Source organism: Actinosynnema sp. NPDC020468, assembly GCF_040642015.1.
GTDB lineage: Bacteria > Actinomycetota > Actinomycetes > Mycobacteriales > Pseudonocardiaceae > Actinosynnema.
In genome coordinates, this window is record NZ_JBFAEO010000022.1 from 14,380 (window position 1) to 34,063 (window position 19,684).

Below are 19,684 nucleotides of genomic sequence, written 5' to 3' on the forward strand. Positions count from 1 at the left end.
CGCGGCTCCCGCGGGGCGCGCGCCGCCTCGCCGCCTCCGCCCTCCTAGTGCGGGTTCCCTCATCCCACCCCGCGGCCCCGCCGCCCCCCCCCCCCCACGACCCCTTTCCCGCGCGCGTGCCGACGCCCGGCGCCGCGAATCGGTTCAGGCAGAAACTCTTCCTCGGTTCTGCGGACGTTCCCGCGTGCGCTTCCGCGTGGTCGCCCAACCACCCCCGCCCTAGCTTTGGGGCGTGGCCGAAAGGCGACATCGCGAGCCCACCGGACCACCGCGGCGAACGCGGACCACCGCGCCCCCAACCGAGGAGAACCCATGACGAACGACCGGCACACCCCGATCCCGGACGACGCGGAGACCGCCACCGTCACGGAGATCGATGACGCCGACCTGGACACCCTCGCGGGCGGTTCCGGCGAGTACGGCAACGGCCGCCGCCTGCCGGTGATGTAGCCGACCGGACCCCGCCGGGCGCGCCGGAACCCCCGGCGCGTTCGGCGCCGTCGACCCGAACCAGGTCGATGTCGTCACCCTGCTTCGTCCGACGGGATCGCGTCGACGTCGGCCGGAACCTCGCCGCCGAGTGCCTCCGCGATGGCTGCGAACTCGTTCAGCGCGGCCTGGAAGTCCTCCACGATCTCCTGCGCGATCACCTCGGGCGGCAGCAGGCTGTCGGCGTCGTCCAGCGCCGGGTCCTTCATCCAGGTGATGTCGAGGTTGACCTTGTCGCGAACGATGAGTTCCTCGTGGTCGAAGGACTTGAACCGCTCCGACTCGATCCGCTCGTCGCGAGGTTTGCCCGGCAGGTACGCCTCGACGAAGTCGTCCAGGTCCGCCCTGCCCAGAGGGTGCTTCTTGAGGGTGAAGTGCTTGGCGGTGCGGAAGTCGTACACCCAGAGCTTCGAGGTGTTGGGCGCGCCACCGCCGCGGGGTGGCATCTTGTCGAAGAACAGGACGTTCGCCTTGACGCCGCCCGCGTAGAAGATCCCGGTGGGCAGCCGCAGGATGGTGTGCAGGTCGAATTCCTCGAGCAGTCGGCGACGCACCTTCTCGCCCGCACCGCCTTCGAAGAGCACGTTGTCCGGGAGGACGACAGCAGCTCGGCCGGACATCTCCAGCAGGGACATGATGTGCTGGAGGAAGTTGATCTGCTTGTTGGTGGTGGTGGCGCGGAAGTCGTCCCGCTCGTAGGAGATGTCCTCCCTCTCGGCCTTGCCGTCCGTGCCGATGACGGTGATCGCGGACTTCTTGCCGAAGGGCGGGTTGGCGAGGACCAGGGACGCGTGCCGACGAGGCTGTTCGGCGAGGGCGTCGCCCACGGTGATGAGCGAGGGGCCGTCGGCGTCACCGATGCCGTGCAGCAGCATGTTCATGGCGGCGAGGCGGGCTGTGCCGGTGACCAGCTCGTTGCCCCAGATCGTGCCGGACCCGAGTGCGAGCCGCTGCTCGCGGGTGAGGTCCCGCAGGTGGTTCGCGCGGATGTAGTGGTGCGCGGCGATGAGGAAGCCGCCGGTGCCGCAGGCGGGGTCGGTGATCGAGTCGTCGGGCCGCGGTTGCATCACGTCGACCACGGCGTCGATGAGGGCGCGGGGCGTGAAGTACTGACCCGCGCCCGTCTTGGTGTCTTCGGCGCCCTTGGCGAGCAGACCCTCGTAGGCATCGCCCTTGAGGTCCGTGCCCTGGATCGTCCAGTCCTCCTTGCCGATCAGGTCGACCACGAGCTTTTCGAGGAGCGCCGGCTCGGTGATGCGGTTCTGCGACTTGGCGAAGATCGTGCCGAGGGTGGTGCCGGGGTTCTTCGCGAGCACCTCGAGGGTTTTGCGGTAGTGGACTTCGAGGTCGATGCCCTTGCGGCGGGCGAGCGATTTCCAGTCGTACGGCGGCGGTACGACGGCTCTGGCCTCCTTCTCGGTGAACGGGTCGGAGGCGATTTCGTCGGCCATCTTGAGGAAGAGCAGGTAGGAGAGCTGCTCGACGTACTCGATCGTGGACAGGCCGTTGTCCCGCAGGACGTTGCAGTAGTTCCAGAGCTTGGCCACCAGGCTGCTGGTCTGCGCGTGCACCAGGACGGGAGGGGCGGAGGTCACAGCGGTAGCTCCTGCTGAACGGTGTCGGGGGAAGCGGGGCGGGGGGCCTCCGTGTCGGCCGAGGTCCGGCGGGACGTCCGCTTGGCCTTTCTGCCCGACGCTTCGTGCTCGGCGCGAACTCGCTCGAGAAGCACGGATGCGGGCTCGTCGACGGGCATCGGGGGGACGAGCCGGCCGGTGAAGGCGCGGTCGAGGAGGGCACGCCGGAGCGTCTTGGCCTTCGCCAGTGCCTGTTGCGACAGGGCGGCCGCCGTACCGAGGATCGACAGTTGGCGTTCGATGCGTTCCACGATCACGCCTTGTATGTCACGGGGTGGCACCGGAACGGGTAGCTGTCGGATCTTCGACAGGCTGATGGAGGCGAGGTTCACGCTTTGGTTGCCGTTGACCTCGAACCAGCGGGCCGCGCCATTCGCGTACCAGGACAGCAACTTCGGGTGGATGACGTCCTGGCGGACCCGTGCGCGGAAGACGTGGTTCTGGTGGATGGCGCCGGGCACCTGGTCCTCCCAGATCCAGCCGCGACCCAGTTTGTCGCGGTCGCCACCCTCGTTCAGGAGTACGTCCCCGTACCTCAGGGCGAGGTGGAGGGCTTTGGTCCGGGGTACGCGGATGGCGGAGACTTCGGACAGGTCCAGCCAGCCGCGCTGGACGTTCGCCACGCGCAGGTAGGGAACTTCGGGAATCGTCGGGTCGGACTGCTTCTGCTTGTCCTTGGTCACCCCGCCGACCACGTCGGCGATGTCCCCCAGACGTTTCCACGACCAGGACGGCGGAATGTCGGGGAGCAGTCCGTCGTCTGCCCCGGCCGACGCGGGCGGCGGAGCGGACGGACCGCCGACCGGCACGTCGTGTCCCAACGTGATGGACGAGATGGCCTCGCCGAGGCGCCGAGCCCGGGCAACAGCCCGCGAGGTCAGTCGTTCCGCTGTGTCGAGGCGGGAGAGGTGGTCTTCGAGTGCCTCGACGATGTGGTGCTGCTCCGCGAGCGGCGGCAGGGGAAGTCCGATGTTGTGCAGTACGCCTTGGTTGATCTTGTAGATACCCGCGGTGGTACGGGCGGAGTTCTCGATCTGGTTCCTCACCAGTGGCGAATCCCAGATGTGCTTCAAGTAGCCCGGTGTGATGGCGTCGGGGTGCGCTCGCACGCGGATCATGGTGTCGGGGAACGCGGCTGCCAAAGGTGTGTGGTGCACGAGGGCTCCGCGCCCCACCAGTCGGCGGGAACCATTTCCGCGACTCAGCAGGAAATCCCCTCTGGCGGCGAGGAACGGGGCTGCCTGCTCTGCCGTCCAGGCACCGGCCTTGTGCTCGGAGAAGTCGACGCCCTCCGACTTGAGCGCGGTGAGGCGCAGGACCGGAAATCCGCCCTCCATGGTCTTCACCGACCGGCCGTTGACGAGGGGCTCGCTCAGCAGTTCCTCCAGCCGGGCCCAGACCCACCCCGCCGGTAGCTCCACCCCGCTCGGCCCGCTCAAGCCAGTTCCCGATTCACATCGCTCAACAAGGCACGGACGTCCTGCCCCGCAAAGGCGTGTGCGAACGCCCGGCCGCCGCCCCTGCCCTTGAAGGGCTCGGCGTTGAACTCGGCCGGGCTGATGCCGACGTCGCTCGACACCACGTCACCGATGGCCCGCAACCACCACAACTGCTCCTCGGAGAAGTCCGCTCCCGCCTGGCGCCGCTTCAGCAGCCAGCCCTGGAGACGGTCGTCCACTGTCGACCGGTACGGCTTCAACCCGGCGTCCACGCCGAACGCGTACCGGATGAGGGGGATGAGGTCCGGTACGCCGGCTTCCTTACCCGGGTGACGAGGTGCTTCGCCGAGGTCTTCGTAGCAGACCCACAACGACTGCGGAGTCCACGAGTACCGGCGGCGGATTTCCTGCGCGAGTTCCGCCAACGCGGCGTACGCTTCCGCCGGGGACACCGAGCGGGGACTGGTCAACGCGATGTCGATCGCGACGAGGCGGTCACGGTGCTCCTCCAGGAGTTTCTTCCAGCGGTCCACCTGTTCCCTCGCCCGCTGCTCGCGCGGGATCTCGACCACGTCGGTCACCTCGACGGGGGTGACCTCGTCGAACAGGTAGTCCTTGTCCCGCCGTATCTCGATGATGTGCCGCCGCAGCCCGGGGTGCGCGGTCAGCGGGGCGATCGCGTTCTCGATCAACTGCCGGGCCGCCGCCCGACCGCCCTCCGCCAGTGCCCGCTCCTGCGCGTCGGGGTCCACCGCCCTGACGATGGCGCCTGCGATCTCCGACAGGGTCCGCCCGCCCGCCGCCCGGGTGAGCAGGTCCCGCTCCTCGTTCGTCAACTGCTGGTTGAGGCGGGCCAGCCGCCCCGCCATGATCTCGGCCTCACCCGCGCTGATCGACTTCGTGCCGGCCTTGTCCAGCAGCCTTTCCAGCGAGACCTGCCGTTCGCCTGCCGGTACCAGTGGCTTCGCGTCGACCAGCGGGGAGTCGGTGACGCCCACCGCGTCCACCAGCACGAAACGATCTTTGCGGACCGAGCCGTCCGCGTCCGGGGTGACCTCTTGGAGGTCCGTCGCGTCGATGGTCCGGGCGCCGCGTCCCTTCATCTGTTCGAACAGGACCGCGCTGCGGACCTCGCGCAGGAAGATCACGCACTCCAGCGCCTTGACGTCGGTACCGGTGGCGATCATGTCCACGGTGACGGCGACGCGCAGCCGAGGCGAGGTCCGCAACGAGCGGATCAACTCGTCCGGGTTCTCGCCGGCCTGACGGCTCTTGTACGTGATCTTCTTCGCGAAGTCGTCCCCGCGCCCGAACACGTCCTTGACCTGGGCGAGAACGTCCTCGGCGTGATCCTCGCCGATCGCGAAGATCAAGGTTTTCGGCAGCTCGGTCCGCCCGGGGAACCAGCGCGGCCAGTTGTCCCGGTAGGCGATGAGAACTGCCCTGATCTCGTCGACCGTGACCACGGTCCGGCCGATCTGCCCGGTCGTGTAGGTGAAGTCGTCGGCCAGTTCCTGGTAGCGCTGCCGCCGGGTCTTGCGGTCCTTCACGCGAACGGTCGTTCCGGCCTCGATCGTCGCCGCGCCCTTCTCCCGGAGGTCCGTCCGCATCCGCACGACGTCGAAGTCGACGTTCACCCCGTCGGCGACGGCTTGTGGGTAGGTGTACTGGGCGACCAGGTTGCGGGCGAAGAAACCGAGCGTCTGGGGCGTCGGGGTTGCGGTCAGCCCGACCAGGTGCGCGTCGAAGTACTCCAGAACTCCCCGCCACAGGCCGTAGATCGAGCGGTGGCACTCGTCCACGACGATCAGGTCGAAGGACTCGATCGGCACGGTCGCGTTGTAGGACGTCGAGATGGGCTGGTCCGCGGCGTAATCGTCCTCGTAGGCCAGGCTGTCCGCCGCCTCGTCCGCGAGGTCGTCGTCGACGAGTGCCTCGCCGCAGAGCAGGGAGTACATCTTCTGGATGGTGCAGATCACGACCGACGAGGTTTCCTGAAGTCCCGCCGCGCCGAGCCTGTCGACGTTGTATATGTCCGAGAGCTTGCGCCCGTCGTCGGGCGTGACGAATCTGCGGAACTCGTCGTAGGCCTGCTTGCCCAGGTTGTTGCGGTCCACGAGGAACAGGACCCGACGTGTCCCGGCGTGCTTGAGCAGTCGATAGGTCTGCGCCACCGCGGTGAAGGTCTTGCCCGCTCCGGTGGCCATCTGGATCAGTGCCCGCGGTTTGTCCTGGGAAAGGGACGCCTCGAGGCCGGTGATCGCCTCGACCTGCGCCGGGCGCAGTCCGTTCGGCTCCAACACCGGGAGCCCGCGCAGTGCGGCCCGCAGGGTGGGCGTGGCGGGTGCTTCCTCGGCGCGGCGCATCCAGTCCGCGACGGTCTCGGGCCGGTGGAAGGCGAAGACCTCACGGGACCGGGGGTGGGGGTCCAACCGGTTGACGAAGTAGGTCTCGGCGCCGGTGGTGGCGTAGCGGAAGGCGAAGGGCTCGTCCTCCCGCCAGACCGCGAGACGGTGTCCCTTCAGCACACCGGACGCGTACCGGTCGTTCTGCTCGACGGCGCTGGAGAGGTGGTCACCCTCGCGCTTGGCCTCCACGACGCCGACGATCCTGCCGTCGACGTACAGGACGTAGTCGGCGCGGCCGGTGGCGAGGGCGAACTCGCGGACGGCGACACCACGGCCGGCAAGGGGGTTCACCTGATCGCGATCCTGGACGAGCCAGCCGCACGCGCGCAGCATCGCGTCGATCGCGTCGCGCGCCTGCACCTCGTTGAGGGGCGAAGGACGCTGTGCCTGGTGGACGATCGCGTCGCGGTGCCGGGCGTCGACCTGGCGCGGCTGCCTGCGTGCTTCCTCGTACCGCGCGTGCTGGGCGCTCCTGAGCTCGTCGATTTGCGCGCTCAGCTGCTCGACCTGGGCCAGCAGCGCCTCCTTGTTGGCCGCGGCACTGGCGATCAAGCGCTCGGCCTCGGCGCGAGCCCTGCGCTCGGCCTCCAGGGCGTCGGCGGAATCGGCCAGGCGGGTACGGGCCTGGGTCAGGGCCTGGCGGTGACCGTCGAGGGCTTCGCGCAACTCGGCCAACTCGGCCGGGTCCGTGACCTGCACGCCGTCACCCGGGTCGGTGGGCGGAACGAACTCGGCGATCGTCCGGCGCCCGTCGATCGCGTCGTGGAACCAGAGGCCGAGCCGGTAGCAGATCCGCACGGCGGCCAGTGCGCGCGCGGTGTCGAAAAGGTGCCGGTGTGCGGCGGTGTTCCGGTCGCGGCGAAGCCTGTCGAAGTCCTCGCGGATTCCGCTGACGAGAACGCCTGCCCGGGTCAGAGCGGTGAGTCGGTCGACCTGGCGGTCGCCTTCGACGCGCATCCCGATGCGGGCGACGAGTTCTTCGGCCAGGACTTCGCCGAACTGTCCGGCCTGGACGAGCGAGGAGTTCGGGTTCGTGAAGACGGTCGCCTCGGCCAGGGCGCCGTAGATCGACAGCAGGGGTTGGTGGCGGTACAGGAGCCCGAAGTTCGGCGAGCCCTTGCCGAAGTCACGAAGCCGGTCGTCCACGTGGTCCTTCCTGCTCCAACCGAGCACCAACTGCGTCCATGGGAGGCTATCCAGGCGTGGGTGGCACCTGGACAGGCGAACCGCAGGAGCGGTCGATCCTAGCCAGGCGATCCGCGCGGGAGCTTCGTCGCGACGCCGGCCTGCTCGGAAGCCCGGAAACGACCTCGGCCCGAGGTGTCGCCGCGGCCGAAACACACAGCCGGTTGGCCCCCGAAGTCGCACCTCGCGGGTGCCCTCGAGTACCGACCGTCCGGATGTCGATACTGCCGTCCTTGCGCGCCCCCGGCAGGACGGCAACCTGCGCTCCTGCCTCCGGCAGGGCCTAGGTTCGCGTTCGCCAGAGCCTCTACCTGCGAAAACCGTAACACGGCGAACCTGCTGCAACCTCTGCGACCTCCTGGAAGTCGGGAACACCCCGCTCGCGCGCTGAGGACTCGGGGTCGACACAGGTCCGGGGGTGCGTAGTCGGCGTGGCGGCCGGCCGGTAGGGCGGCCTTCGTGGAGATCGCGCGATCGCACCGTTGATCACCCGCAAGGTGCACGACGTCGCCGACTGTCTACTTTGGACGGATCTCGCCCCGGTCAGTGCCACGCGGTGCCGGCGAAGTCGCGCAGGAGGTTCCCGGTGGTGTCCGGATCTTCGAACATCGGTGTGTGGCCGACACCGTCGAGGATCTCGATCCGGGCGTGGGGGACCCGGCGGTAGTCCTCGGCGGACGACGGCTGCCATCGGTGGTCCTGGGAGCCGAAGATCACCAGGGTGGGCAGGTCGAGCGCGGCCAGCCGGTCGGGGATGGGCCGTTCCCGCAGGTACGTGGTGGACGCGTCGTCGGTCGCGGTGAGGCTGCGGTAGGTCATGCCCCGGACGTCGGCGACGATCCGGTCGGGTATCCGCACCTCGCGGGTGAACGCGGTGCTCAGCGCGTCGCGGATCGTGGCGTCGGTGCGCAGTCGCCAGATCAGCTGGCCGATCACCGGCGTGGCCACCAGGCTGCCGGTGACGCTGTCGCCGAGGAACGCGTCCAGCCGCGGGCCGGTGTCGATCAACGCGATCGCCGCCACGGCCTCGCGGCGCTGCTCGGCGAGCGACGTGGCGACGGCGCCGCCGGTGGAGTGCCCCACCACGATCGCGCGGCGCACCCCGAGGTCGTCGAGCACGGCCCCCACTCGGCGTGCCTGCTCGGCGATGCCGTAGCCGTCGGTCGGTTTGGCCGATCCGGCGTGCCCGAGCAGGTCCACCCGCACCACGTGCAGGTCCCGCAAGCCCGGCAGCACCGGGTCCCACCACGCCGTCGAGCCGCCCAGGCCGTGCAGGAGCACCACCGTCGGCGCGCCGGGCGGACCGTCCTGCACGACGTGGATGTCGCCGCCGGGGAGGCGCACGACCTGCTCACCGGAAGCCTCGGCCGTCTGCGTCAGCACGGACAACGTGTTCCCCGCGAGCAGGACGGCCAGCGCGGCGACGGCCGGCAGGGCGATCCGCCGCCGTCGGCTCCACCCCCGCCATCCGCGCGGGGTGTCCGCGTCGCGGGCGAGTCGGTCCTGCGGGGAGGTCGTCCGGTTCATGGCTGCTCCGTCGGTCGGTCCGTGGTGGCACCACCTTCCCGGCGGACCCCGTGACGGGTCTTGGAGAAATGTCGGCGCCTCGCGGGTCGGTTGATCGCGCCGTCCGGCCGCTCGTAGGGTCGAGGTGTGCCACCCACCGACCGGAACGACTCCACGTCGGGCTGGGAGGTCGCGCGACCGTCGGCGACCGCGCCCGGTGTCGACATGGCCGGGTTCCGCATCCGCGCCGGCCACCCCGTCGAACTCCGGGCCATCCCGCACCCGGCCGTCACCGTGGGCGTCGAGTTCGGCGACCGCCTGTTCGACATCCGCGGAGCGGCCGGCCGGATGCGCACGGGGAGTCTGGCCGCCGGGCTCGCCTTCACCGCGTTCGAGGTGCGTGCCGAGGGCGTCGAGTGCGTGCAGGTGCGCCTGTCCCCGCTCACCGCGCACCGCGTGCTCGGCCTCCCGCTCGGGGAGTTGCGCGGAGGTGTCGTCGCGCTCGACGACCTGTGGGGCCGCGACACGCCGCGCCTGCGTGAGCGGCTCCACGACGCGCGAACCTGGCCGGAGCGCTTCGCGCTGCTCGACGCGGAACTGGCCACCCGGCGCCGGGCGGGCAGGGCGGTCGACCCCGAGGTGGCGTGGGCGTGGCGCCGGATCGTCGCCAACCGGGGCGGTGTGCGCGTGAGCGACCTCGCGACCCGAACGGGGTGGAGCCGCCAGCGCCTGTGGTCGCGCTTCGGCGCGCAGATCGGCCTGACACCCAAACGCGCAGCCCTGCTGGTCCGCTTCGACCACGCCGTCCACCGCCTGGCCGACGGGCACACTCCCGCGCGGGTGGCCGCGGACGGCGGCTACGCCGACCAGTCCCACCTCCACCACGACATCCGCGCGTTCACCGGAACAACCCCCACCGCCGCCGCGAACGAGCCGTGGCTGGCCGTGGACGACATGGCCTGGCCCGCGCACGCCGGCGCGACCTGACCGTCGGCCCGCCGAACAGTGCTCACGGGGTGAGGTGGTCGTGCCAGGGGTGAGGGCCGACGGTGCGGGACAGCGCGTGGCTCAGCCAGGTTCGTTGGCCGGTGGACAGTGTCGGCAGCGCCGCGAGGAAGTCGGTGTGGTCCTTCGGAGCGGTGTTCCTCGCCTTGTAGTACAGCTGGATCTCCGGCGCGAGGTACGGAATGCCGTCCGGGGTGGTTCGCCCGATCGTCGCCACAGCCCGCCGGACGCCGGGGTCGCGCCGTGACACCCACTGCCCGCCACCGGTCTCGTCGAGCATCACCTGCACGCCCCACGGCCGACCAGGACCCGGGCGGCACCAGATGTCGTGGACGGACGCCGGAAGGACCTCTCCCGGTCGCCACGGGCGCAGCACACCGGGCGGGTCGGCGGCCCAGCACTCCCAACCCGCTAGGGCCTCGTGCAAGTGGTGTTGGTCCGGGCGCAGCACCATCACGTCGATGTCTCCGTGCCGGCGGACCCGGTGGCCGACCGCGAGCTCGATGGCGTACCCGCCGGCGATCCACCAGGAACACGGCATCGCCGCCAACAACGAGACGATCCGAGCAGGCGTCAACGGCTCCCAGCGCCCGTGCGGCGCGACGATCGACGTCGTCACCTCGCGCCCACCTCCGCATTTCCACCGGACGCCCGCGGGGCCGACCTGCGCGGGTGGGTCGAGCAAAGGGCAGGACGGTAAAACAGAACTCGCGTCATGACCGGTGTCATGACGCGAGATTCACAGGTCTTGAACCGACTGGAAGGCCAGGTCAAGGATGGTGCCCCCGGCAGAATTCGAACCTGCGCTCCCGCCTCCGAAGGGCCTAGTTCTGTATTCACATAGGCCTCTACCTGCGTAAACAGTAACACGGCGACCCTCTGTAACCTCTGCGACCGCTCGCGCCAACCACGGTTCGTGTCACGACCGGCGTCACGAAGAAGATCATCATCCGTGCGATTATGGGGTGGCTAAGCCCACCCGTGCGAGTTTCACCCGTTTGGTGGTACCAACGACCTCGGGCTATGGCACCCCTGCCCGTACAGGGAAGGCCATAGGGGTGATGTCGGCGCGCATCAGGCCGAGTGGAACACCTCCGCTCGCGCGAGTAAGACACGGTCCGGTGCAGGCGGGTGCGGAATCCCCGCTCGCGCCGGGGAAGACGTGCTTGAGCACGTCGGCAACCAGGCCCAGCAGGGAACACCCCCGCTCACGCGGGGAAGACGTGAGCGCACCGCCCGGGACTCTTTGCTGTCGGGAACACCCCCGCTCGCGGGGGGAAGACCGCACGCGACACGCACCGACCAGTTTCACAGAAGGAACACCCCCACTCGCGCGGGGAAGACGAGTTCGCACGTCTGGATGAGCGATCACGCGCACGAACACCCCCGCTCGCGCGGGGAAGACCTTCGCGTAGTCGACGTACCCGCCGTACTCCGGGGAACACCCCCGCTCGCGCGGGGAAGACCCGTGCTCCCACTGTGGCGCCACATCGCCGGTCGGAACACCCCCGCTCGCGCGGGGAAGACAGGCTCATGGCCGTGCTGCTGGCCGTGATGATGGGAACACCCCCGCTCGCGCGGGGAAGACTCACGCGCCCGCGAGGCGCACCGAACGATGGCAGGAACACCCCCGCTCGCGCGGGGAAGACCATCCGCGCCGTCACCAGCTCCAGCACCAACCGGGGGAACACCCCCGCTCGCGCGGGGAAGACACTTGCTGACCTGGTGGTTTACGAAGTTACTGGCTGGTTTTCGTTCAGTTTGTGTTAACAAGACCAGACACAGTGTGAGCCTGGATTGGCACTGTTCTCGACACGAGGCATTGCACACAGTCCTGCCCGACCGGCCTTTGGCTGGTGCGGCGCGTTCATCGGCGGTTGCCGTAGCGGCGTCGGCGGCCTGCGGTGCTCCACGAGGTGCTCGGCGTCGTTGTGGTGTCCGCGTCCGGTGACGACGTGGCCGGCCGAAGCATGAGCTGGATGCCGTCGAAGTCGACGGGGTGCCAGTCGTGGTGGTGGACCTTGAAGCCCAACCCCTGTTCGTTGTCGGCTCGGTGGACCATGATCGCCCGGCCGGTGCGGACGAGTTCGGTGACCCGCGACCACATGAGGTCGCGGACCCGGGCCGTGACGTTGCCGACGAAGACCCCGGGGGAGATCTCCAGTAGCCAGTGGGTGAGGTGGCCTCGCAGACCCACGGGCAGGCTGCTACAACGATTACGGTCACAGAAGGTCGTCCTGGTCGTCGTAGTTGGTTCCGCCGGCGACCGCACGACCGCTGTCGTCCCAAAGCAGGACGACGTTGGACGGTGTCTCGTCGTAGGTGTCGAACGCTTCCGGACCGTAGATCGTGGTTCGTGTCACGACCGGCGTCACGCAGAAGATCATCATCCATGCGGTTTCGCGCGGGAAGACGGATTCTGCCGCGCCTTATCGAGTTCCACCGACCCGGCATACGCAATTCTGCGGCCAGCTTCCGTTGAATCCCTCCGAGTCGGTGGATTTCCCGGCGACGTCGCACCCGATGTGACGACACGCCGCCTGGCATTCCGTCGTGGATGCCGGGAGTGTGCTCTCATCCCTCCGGTCGAGGTTCGCCGGTGTGCGGGAGGGGTGCGTCAGTGCCCGAGTTATGGGCGCCCTGGGGTAAAGCATCGGGGGAGCGGGTGCCGCATCCGCTGGTGTGCCACGTCTTGGACACCGCCGCGGTGGCCGAGTTGCTGCTGCCGGTGCTGCTGAGCCCGTCGACCTTGGCCGAGTTGCGGTCCGCGTTTTCCTCCCTGGGTGACGAGGACGGGTGGATCGCCCTGTTCTGCGGACTTCACGATCTCGGCAAGTTCGGAGTGGGGTTCCAGGCACTGCGCGCGGACGTGGTCGCGCGGCGATTCGACGGCGTCGCGGTCGAGGATGTACGTCATCTGGAGCGGCCTAAAGGAATTCCGCGCGTCGACACACCGCACGGAACCGTGACGGCGTTGCACCTGGGTGGCATGTTGCGGGGCTGGGGGATGCGGGCACGCGACGCGGTGCGGATCGCCACGGCACTGGGTGGGCACCACGGCTACTTCCCGGACAGCAGCCAGGTCGGCCAGGCAGGCGACGAGGTCAACGACCACGGCGGGGTGCGGTGGGCCGGGTGGCGCGACGAGTTGGTGCTCGCGACCGCACGGGTGTGGGGTTTGCCCGAGCCGGAGGCGCTGCCGTGGTCCCTGGTGAGGTTCGGTCCGGTGGCCGGCGTCGGTCTGGCCGCCGTGACGGCGGTCAGCGACTGGATCGCCTCCGACGTCAGGAACTACGTGTCACCCGAGGGCGCGTTCGACATCGTCGGGTATGCGGCGCGAGCACGGGAACAGGCGCGCAAGGCCGTCGCGACGGCCCGACTGGTGAGGTGGTCGGCCCCGTCGGACACCTCGTTCGCCGCGTTGTTCCCCGACGACACCGACCAGCGGCCCGCGCAACAGGTCGCCGAGCGGCTCGTGGCCGGGATGTCGGAACCCGCGGTGTTCGTGGTGGAGGCGCCCACGGGCGAGGGCAAGACCAAGTTGGCGTTGCAGGTCGCGTCGACGTTGGTGCGCTCCCTGGGTTTGGGTGGGATCTACGTCGGGATGCCGACCAAGGCGACCAGCCACCAGTTCCTGGAGGTGGTCGAAGGCCTCCTCGTCCGGCTGGGCGACCCCGCCACCGTGAAACTCGTGCACTCGGACGCGCGGGCGTACCTGGAGGAAAGGGCGGTCGAACCCCGGGAGGTCGGGCGGGACGACCCGCTCGACTCGGATGAGGCCGCCGGCGAGTGGTTCACCCGGAAGAAGAGCCTGTTGGCACCGCTGGGCGTCGGAACGGTCGACCAGGCGCTGCGCTCGGTGGTGCGGTCCGGACACGTGTTCGTCCGCTTGGCGGCGTTGTCCAACAAGGTCGTCGTGTTCGACGAGGTTCACGCCTACAACACGCAGATGTCCGCGTTGCTGGACCGCCTGCTGATGTGGCTCGGCCGGCTCGGCACCTCGGTGGTGGTGCTGTCGGCCACGCTGCCATCACACCGCCGTCAGGACCTGGTCGCGGCGTGGCAGGCCGGACGACTCGACCGTGCGCCGTCCGGGGTGCCGCGTGGCGGTTCCGACGCGGTGTACCCGCAGATCACGGTGGCCCAGGCGGACCCGCCGAAGGTGGTGGGCGTGGCCGCGTCCGAGCTGAACGAGAACCGGGTTGTGGTGTTGGACAAGGAAGTCACCGACGACACGATCGTCGACTGGCTCGTCGAACGGGCGCGTGGTGGCCGCGGGGTCGCGGTGGTGCACAACCTGGTGGCCCGTGCCACGGCGACCTACGACGGCGTCCGCGCCGCCGTCGAGCGGCTGCCCGAGAGCGAGCGGCCCGACGTCGAGCTGCTCCACGGCCAACTAGCCACCAGGCGCCGGAGCGAGGTGGAGGGCCGGTTGCGCCGGTGGTTCGGCGCGGGCGGGACGCGGCGGCACGCGATCGTGATCGGCACCCAGGTGTTGGAGCAGAGCCTGGATCTGGACTTCGACGCGATGGCGACCGATCTGGCGCCGGTCGACCTGATCGTCCAGCGCGCCGGACGGGTGCACCGGCACACCCGCGACGGTCGCGGCGACCTCGTGCTCGGCGTCATCGGGGTCGAGGACACCGATGACGGTCCTCGGTTTCCCCGCTACCTGCACTCCGTGTACGCGCTCCACGTCCTGGCCAGGACGTGGGCGCTGCTCAAGGACCGCCCGGCGATCACCTGCCCGCAGGACGTGCCCGGCCTCGTGGACGCGGTCTACGGACCGCACGAGGCAGTCGCCTGCCCGCCGGGTTGGGAAGCGCTGTGGGAACGCACCGCAGAGGCCTACCGCAGCGCGATCGCCACCGCTCAGGACCAGGCGAAGCAGTGGTACGTCCCGATGCCCGCGGCGGTGGAACGGCTGACCGAGTTGACCGGTGTCGCCCAGCGGATCGGCTCGGTGCGTGGCGGGCGGAGCCGTCGTGACTGAACCGCCGCAACCGCCGAGGCGCACCGTGCGGGTGGTCATCCTGAACCGGGTAGCCTCCGGAGGGTTGACCGCGGTGTCCGGCTCACTGCCCGTCGACCTCTGCGCGGATCGCCTGTCGAACGTGGCGCTGGAGGAGTTGCTGGACAGCTCCGCGGAGTTGTCGGCGCCGGACGGCGTGCCGGACGAGGTCGTGCGCGACGTGTGTGCCATGGCGGCGCCGCCGCTGCTGTCCGGTGCTTCCTGGCTGCGCCACCACCGCGCGCTGGTGTTCCAGGACGGTGTGTGCCGGGTGGGGGCGTGGGTTCTGCGCTACAGCGAGGAGCGGGGCGTGCGCGTGGACGGTTACCTGTGAGGGCCTTCGACCTGACCACCGAGCGGTGGGTTCCGGTGCTCGACGGGAGTGGCGACACAGTCGAGGTCGGTTTGGAGGAGCTGCTGACGCGCGCGCACGAACTGCGGTCCATCGTCGGCCACACACCGCCGATGACCGCCGCCCTGTACCGATTGGTATTGGCACTGGTGCACCGCGCCTTCGGCCCGCCGGACGACGAGGGTTGGGACGAGCTGTGGTCGGCCGGGGCGTTACCCCGCGGACCATTGACGAAGTACCTGAAATCGACGCGGCCTCGGTTCAACCTGTTCGACCCGCGTCGCCCCTTCTTCCAGTGCCCGGCTCTGGGCGCGCTGACGCCCTCGACCCCGGCCAAGCTCGTGCCGCACCTGGCTGCGGGCAACAAGGTCACTCTGTTCGACCACACCACCGCCGCCGATCGAGTCACGATGACGCCGGCCGAGGCGGCACGGTGGCTGGTCACGGCCCAGTGCTTCGACCCCGGCGGGATGAAGACGCCGTTCCTCAAGGACAAGTCGTCGCAGAAGGCACCCGGCAACACGATGGGGGTGGTGGTTGTCGAGGCCGGGACCCTGAAGGACACCCTGCTGCTCAACCTCCTTCCCTACCAGCCGGAGCTGGACCGCCCGACGGGCAACACCCCAGAGGACCGACCGGTGTGGGAGTGCCCGGAACCTCCCGGCGGAGAACCGGGATCCCGCCCGTCACGCGGGTGGACCGACCTGCTGACATGGCCGTCCCGGCGCATCCTGCTGACCCACCGCGAGGACGGAGATCGCCATGTGGTCGACGGCGTGGTGATCACCCCCGGCGACCGTTACACGGGGTCGCAGGTGGTGGACGAGTGCATGGCGGCGTTCCGGCAACCGGTCGGGGCCAACGGCAAACCGTTGCGGGACAAGCCACTGCTGCCGGTGCGGCTCGTGCCCCTGCGCGGTGTGTGGCGGCACAGCCTCGAGTTGCTCCTGGTCGACCGCCGGGAGGACAACCGGTCCCGCCTGAGACCGCGCACCCTGCACAAGATCCCCGACCACGTGGCAGACGGGCAGATCGGGGCCGACGAGGTCTACACCCTGCGTGTCCTCGGCCAGCAGTTGGACGACAAAGGCTCGGTGGTCGAGGCCTACCTGGAAGAGCGCGTCCCGGCGCCGGTGGCGTTGTTGCGCGCCGACGACGGCGCGTTGCGGGCGTTGGTCGGCACCTCGATCGCGCTCGCCGACAACGCCGGGGCCGCGCTGCGCCACATGGAACGGGACTACCGCAAGGACCGGCGTGCCCCCCCGTCGAGCAGGTTGGACCTCGACTACTGGCCCACGCTCACCGACGAGTTCGCCCGCCTGCTCCGGGATCTGGCGAAGGCCTGGCCGCGAGGCGGGGAGTCGACCCGTGCCACGGCGGCGTGGTCCCGCCACGTCCGCGAGGTCGCGCAGCGCGCCGCCGAGCGGTGGGCCACCGGATCGGAGGTGGAGGCGACGGACCTGATCCCGATGGCCAAGCACTTCGAGCGGTTTCTGACCAGGCTGGCCTCACTCGTCCGCACCTTCGACCACGAGGTGCGCAATTACATCCCCCGGGAGGAGGAGTGACCGAACCCGTCCCTGTCCACGGGCGTCGCAAGGCCTTTGTGGACAGTCTTCACCAGTTCGAGTCCGACGCGAGGTCGAAGAACCGCAAACGCGCGGCCGAGGCGCGCCAGGCCTTGGCCCGGATGCGTCGGATCTTCTCCGGACCGCGGCAGCAGGCGGAGGCGCTGGAGTACGTGTTCAAGCACGACCCACCGCAGTCCGAGCAGGACGTCTGGCTGCTGGTCGCGGGACTGTTCGCGCTCAACCCCCGTCAGCCGCGTGCCGGAACGCACCGCCGCAGCATGGGCGCGTCGATGGGCGAGTTGAAAGCCAGGACCGGGGCCGCCGCCGACCGCCGCTTCGTCCAGCTGCTCGCCCGCGACCGGGACGGCCTCGCGCACCACCTGCGGCAGACCGTCCGCCTACTTGCCTCCCACGACATCCGGGTCGACCACCACCGACTCCTCGGTGACCTTGTCGTGCTGCTGGGTGAGAGCAGCAGCGACGAGTCCCACCGGGTCCGGCTGAAGTGGGCCCGTGACTACCACCTGCCGGTCACCCGTTCCACCGCGCCGGGCACCGATGCCGCCGAACCCGTACCCGAACCCGAAGCCGCACTCGGAGACCAGACGTGATCCTCGAACTGCACCTCCTGCAATCCTTCCCGGTCAGCAATCTCAACCGCGACGACGTGGGCCAGCCGAAGACCGCGACCTTCGGCGGCCACAACCGCGCGCGCATTTCGAGCCAGTCGCTCAAGCGCGCCGCACGACTGCTGTTCAACGACTACGGCCTGGACCACACCGAGACGGGTGTGCGCACCAAGCGCCTGGTCGGCAGCACCACCGAGGTGCTGACCGCGCAGGGCCGTCCCGCGGAGGAGGCCAGGCGGGTGGTCGTCGCCGCACTCGGTCGTTTCGGATTCGGTGTCGACACCAAGGACCTGACCCAGTACCTGCTGTTCGTCGGGCGCGCGTCGATCGACCGCCTCGCCCGGTACTGCGTCGAGAACTGGGACGCACTCGCGGCGGCGGACAAGAAGGGCGTCAAGGCCAAGCCCGACAAGGCGACCGCGGCTGCCGCCAAGCACGTCCTGGACGGCGTGGGCGCGGTCGACGTGGCGCTGTTCGGGCGGATGATCGCGGACAACAAGGACTTCAACGTCGACGCCGCCTGCCAGGTCGCGCACGCCCTGTCCACTCACGCCGTGGTCAACGAGTTCGACTTCTACACCGCCGTTGACGACCTCAAGGCCGACGAGGACTCGGGCGCGGACATGATCGGCACCGTCGACTTCAACTCCGCGTGCTACTACCGGTACGCCAACGTCGACCTCGCCCAACTGAGCCGCAACCTCGGCGAGGACGACGACCTGGCCGCGCGAGGTGTCAAGGCGTGGCTGCACGCGTTCGTGCACGCGGTGCCGGGGGGCAAGCAGAACTCCACCGCCGCGCGCACCATGCCCGACACCCTGCTGGGGGTCGTGCGGGACGCGGGCGCCTGGAACCTGGCGAACGCCTTCCTGAAGCCGGTCACCGGTTCGGACCTGATGGTGACCTCGACCGAGTTGCTCACCCGTCACTTCGCCCAGCTGAGGCGCTTCTACGGCGACGGCGGGTTGCGCACCGTCGTCGCGGCGTCGGTCAGCGGAACCGTCCCGCACCTGTCCGACGAGGAGGTCGTCACCGACATCGAAGAGTTCACCGGTCGACTGCTGGCCGGCACTACCGCATGACCGCCTCGCTAGCCCTGTGCTTCGACGCGCCCATGCAGTCCTGGGGCACGAGGTCACGCGGGGTCATCCGCGACACCACGCGGGAACCCACCAAGTCCGGGGTCGTGGGCCTGCTCGCCTCCGCGCTCGGCATCCGGCGGGGCGACACGAAGGCCCTCGCCGGACTGGCCGACCTTCGGATGACGGTAAGGGTGGACCGCGAAGGCATCCTCGAACGCGACTACCACACCACGCAGAACGTGCCCACCACCGAGGGCAAGGGGCATCGCACGGTGGTCAGCGAGCGCTACTACCTCGCCGACGCGCTGTTCCTGGTGGTCCTCGAAGGCGACCCCGCCCTGCTGACCCGTCTGCACGGCTGCGTCGACCGCCCGCAGTGGCCGGTCTTCTTCGGCCGGCGCGCCTTCGTACCGGCCCGACCGCTGCGCACGGCCGACTCGTTGTCCGACGTGCCGGCGGGCGAAGTCGTCGCCACGCACCCGTGGCTGGAAATCGACCCCGATGCCCGCGAAGCCGAACGCCGCAGGGCCCGGCGGACCCCGCTGCGCACTGTCAGCGACTGCGCGCCGACCGATCCCCGCGCCGAACCACGTCATGACCACCCGGTCGACTTCGCAAGCCGTGCCTTCCGCACCCGCCACGTCCTCGTGGACACCACCGAGTTGACCGACGACATGATCGGTGCAGGAGGACCCCTGTGCACCTGACCAGACTCAGCCCGAACGTCAGGTCGCGCGAGTTCCGCCGCGACTTCGCCGACGTCCACGACATGCACCGCACCCTCATGTCCGCGTTCCCCGACGTCGTCGCGGGCACCCCGGCGCGCCATACCCACGGAGTGCTGTGGCGCCTGGACCCCTCGACCGCCGGCTACACCCACTACGTTCAAAGCCTCACTGCTCCCGACTGGGGCAAGCTTCCGGCGGGCTACCTCGCCCGACCTGCCGAGACCCGGTCCCTGAAACCGGTCGTCGACGCCGTCGCCCCAGGCCGCAAGCTGATGTTCCGCCTCCAAGCCAACCCGACCCGGGACAGCCGTCCACCGGAGCTCGAGGGCAGCTCCCGTCGAGTGGCCCACCAATCGGCGGACGACCAGGTGGCCTGGTTGTGCCGCAAGGGCGAACTCCACGGCTTCGTCATTCCCACGGCCGCGGACGGCCGACCCGACGTGGCCCCGTCACCCCTGCCCCGCCTCAGCGGTCAGAAGGACGGCACCAGGATCACCGTCGACGCGGTCCGCTTCGACGGCCACCTGGTCGTCACCGACCCGATCGCGTTCAGGGAGGCCCTCGTCAACGGAATCGGTCGGGCGAAGGCCTACGGTTGCGGGCTCATCACGTTGGCGGTACCGCACACGTCCTCCGGGTGAGGCC

General features: G+C 69.7%; 16 protein-coding genes and 1 CRISPR repeat array. Of the genes, 9 read left to right on the top strand and 7 right to left on the bottom strand.

What is annotated here, in order from left to right:
- The first annotated feature begins 312 nt into the window (after positions 1-312).
- A complete protein-coding gene (locus tag AB0G50_RS17385) occupies positions 313-450 on the top strand; it encodes a hypothetical protein (RefSeq protein WP_360108962.1) in 138 nt (45 codons plus the stop codon).
- A 74-nt stretch (positions 451-524) separates the two neighbouring features.
- Here AB0G50_RS17385 and AB0G50_RS17390 read toward each other — a convergent pair whose 3' ends face one another.
- The 4 genes from AB0G50_RS17390 to AB0G50_RS17405 form a co-directional block, all read right to left on the bottom strand.
- Positions 525-2,084 carry a class I SAM-dependent DNA methyltransferase gene (locus AB0G50_RS17390; RefSeq protein WP_360108965.1) on the bottom strand — a complete coding sequence of 520 codons (1,560 nt, stop codon included), beginning with the start codon at positions 2,082-2,084 and terminating at the stop codon, positions 525-527.
- Positions 2,081-3,562, bottom strand: coding sequence for a restriction endonuclease subunit S (locus AB0G50_RS17395; RefSeq protein ID WP_360108968.1), 1,482 nt, complete (start codon positions 3,560-3,562; stop codon positions 2,081-2,083). Before AB0G50_RS17395 ends, AB0G50_RS17390 begins: the two co-directional genes overlap by 4 nt.
- Positions 3,559-7,116, bottom strand: coding sequence for a DEAD/DEAH box helicase family protein (locus AB0G50_RS17400; protein WP_360108971.1), 3,558 nt, complete (start codon positions 7,114-7,116; stop codon positions 3,559-3,561). The genes AB0G50_RS17395 and AB0G50_RS17400 overlap by 4 nt, the downstream gene beginning before the upstream one ends.
- Before the next feature lie 582 nt (positions 7,117-7,698).
- The gene (locus AB0G50_RS17405; protein ID WP_360108974.1) at positions 7,699-8,682 is read right to left on the bottom strand and encodes an alpha/beta hydrolase; all 984 of its coding nucleotides are present in this window, start codon (positions 8,680-8,682) and stop codon (positions 7,699-7,701) included.
- A gap of 126 nt (positions 8,683-8,808) precedes the next feature.
- Here AB0G50_RS17405 and AB0G50_RS17410 point away from each other — a divergent pair, with 126 nt between their 5' ends.
- Entirely contained in the window at positions 8,809-9,648 is an 840-nt protein-coding gene (locus tag AB0G50_RS17410; protein ID WP_360108977.1) for an AraC family transcriptional regulator, read from the top strand.
- Positions 9,649-9,670: 22 nt separating this feature from the next.
- Here AB0G50_RS17410 and AB0G50_RS17415 read toward each other — a convergent pair whose 3' ends face one another.
- From AB0G50_RS17415 to AB0G50_RS17425, 3 genes are all read right to left on the bottom strand, one after another.
- Positions 9,671-10,285, bottom strand: coding sequence for an amino acid transporter (locus tag AB0G50_RS17415; protein ID WP_360108980.1), 615 nt, complete (start codon positions 10,283-10,285; stop codon positions 9,671-9,673).
- Between the two features lie 466 nt (positions 10,286-10,751).
- Positions 10,752-11,378: direct repeats of the CRISPR family, unit length 27 nt; unit sequence GAACACCCCCGCTCGCGCGGGGAAGAC.
- Between the two features lie 155 nt (positions 11,379-11,533).
- Positions 11,534-11,863, bottom strand: a complete 330-nt coding sequence (gene cas2e / locus AB0G50_RS17420; RefSeq protein ID WP_360108983.1) for a type I-E CRISPR-associated endoribonuclease Cas2e — start codon at positions 11,861-11,863, stop codon at positions 11,534-11,536.
- Between the two features lie 25 nt (positions 11,864-11,888).
- Positions 11,889-12,041, bottom strand: a complete 153-nt coding sequence (locus tag AB0G50_RS17425; protein ID WP_360108986.1) for a hypothetical protein — start codon at positions 12,039-12,041, stop codon at positions 11,889-11,891.
- 182 nt (positions 12,042-12,223) lie between these two features.
- Here AB0G50_RS17425 and cas3 point away from each other — a divergent pair, with 182 nt between their 5' ends.
- From cas3 to cas6e, 7 genes are read left to right on the top strand one after another with little or no spacing between them, the layout of a single operon-like run.
- On the top strand, positions 12,224-14,659 hold the full coding sequence (cas3, locus tag AB0G50_RS17430; RefSeq protein ID WP_360108989.1) for a CRISPR-associated helicase Cas3': 2,436 nt from the start codon (positions 12,224-12,226) through the stop codon (positions 14,657-14,659).
- Positions 14,652-15,011, top strand: coding sequence for a hypothetical protein (locus AB0G50_RS17435; protein WP_360108992.1), 360 nt, complete (start codon positions 14,652-14,654; stop codon positions 15,009-15,011). Before cas3 ends, AB0G50_RS17435 begins: the two co-directional genes overlap by 8 nt.
- Positions 14,957-16,597, top strand: coding sequence for a type I-E CRISPR-associated protein Cse1/CasA (gene casA / locus AB0G50_RS17440; protein ID WP_360108995.1), 1,641 nt, complete (start codon positions 14,957-14,959; stop codon positions 16,595-16,597). The genes AB0G50_RS17435 and casA overlap by 55 nt, the downstream gene beginning before the upstream one ends.
- Complete coding sequence (casB, locus tag AB0G50_RS17445; RefSeq protein ID WP_360108998.1) at positions 16,594-17,211, top strand: type I-E CRISPR-associated protein Cse2/CasB; 618 nt, start codon at positions 16,594-16,596, stop codon at positions 17,209-17,211. Before casA ends, casB begins: the two co-directional genes overlap by 4 nt.
- Positions 17,208-18,311: a type I-E CRISPR-associated protein Cas7/Cse4/CasC gene (gene cas7e / locus AB0G50_RS17450; protein WP_360109001.1), complete on the top strand. Its 1,104-nt coding sequence runs from the start codon at positions 17,208-17,210 to the stop codon at positions 18,309-18,311. Before casB ends, cas7e begins: the two co-directional genes overlap by 4 nt.
- Entirely contained in the window at positions 18,308-19,018 is a 711-nt protein-coding gene (gene cas5e / locus AB0G50_RS17455) for a type I-E CRISPR-associated protein Cas5/CasD (RefSeq protein WP_360109004.1), read from the top strand. The genes cas7e and cas5e overlap by 4 nt, the downstream gene beginning before the upstream one ends.
- Positions 19,009-19,680 carry a type I-E CRISPR-associated protein Cas6/Cse3/CasE gene (gene cas6e / locus AB0G50_RS17460; RefSeq protein WP_360109007.1) on the top strand — a complete coding sequence of 224 codons (672 nt, stop codon included), beginning with the start codon at positions 19,009-19,011 and terminating at the stop codon, positions 19,678-19,680. The genes cas5e and cas6e overlap by 10 nt, the downstream gene beginning before the upstream one ends.
- Positions 19,681-19,684 lie beyond the last annotated feature (4 nt).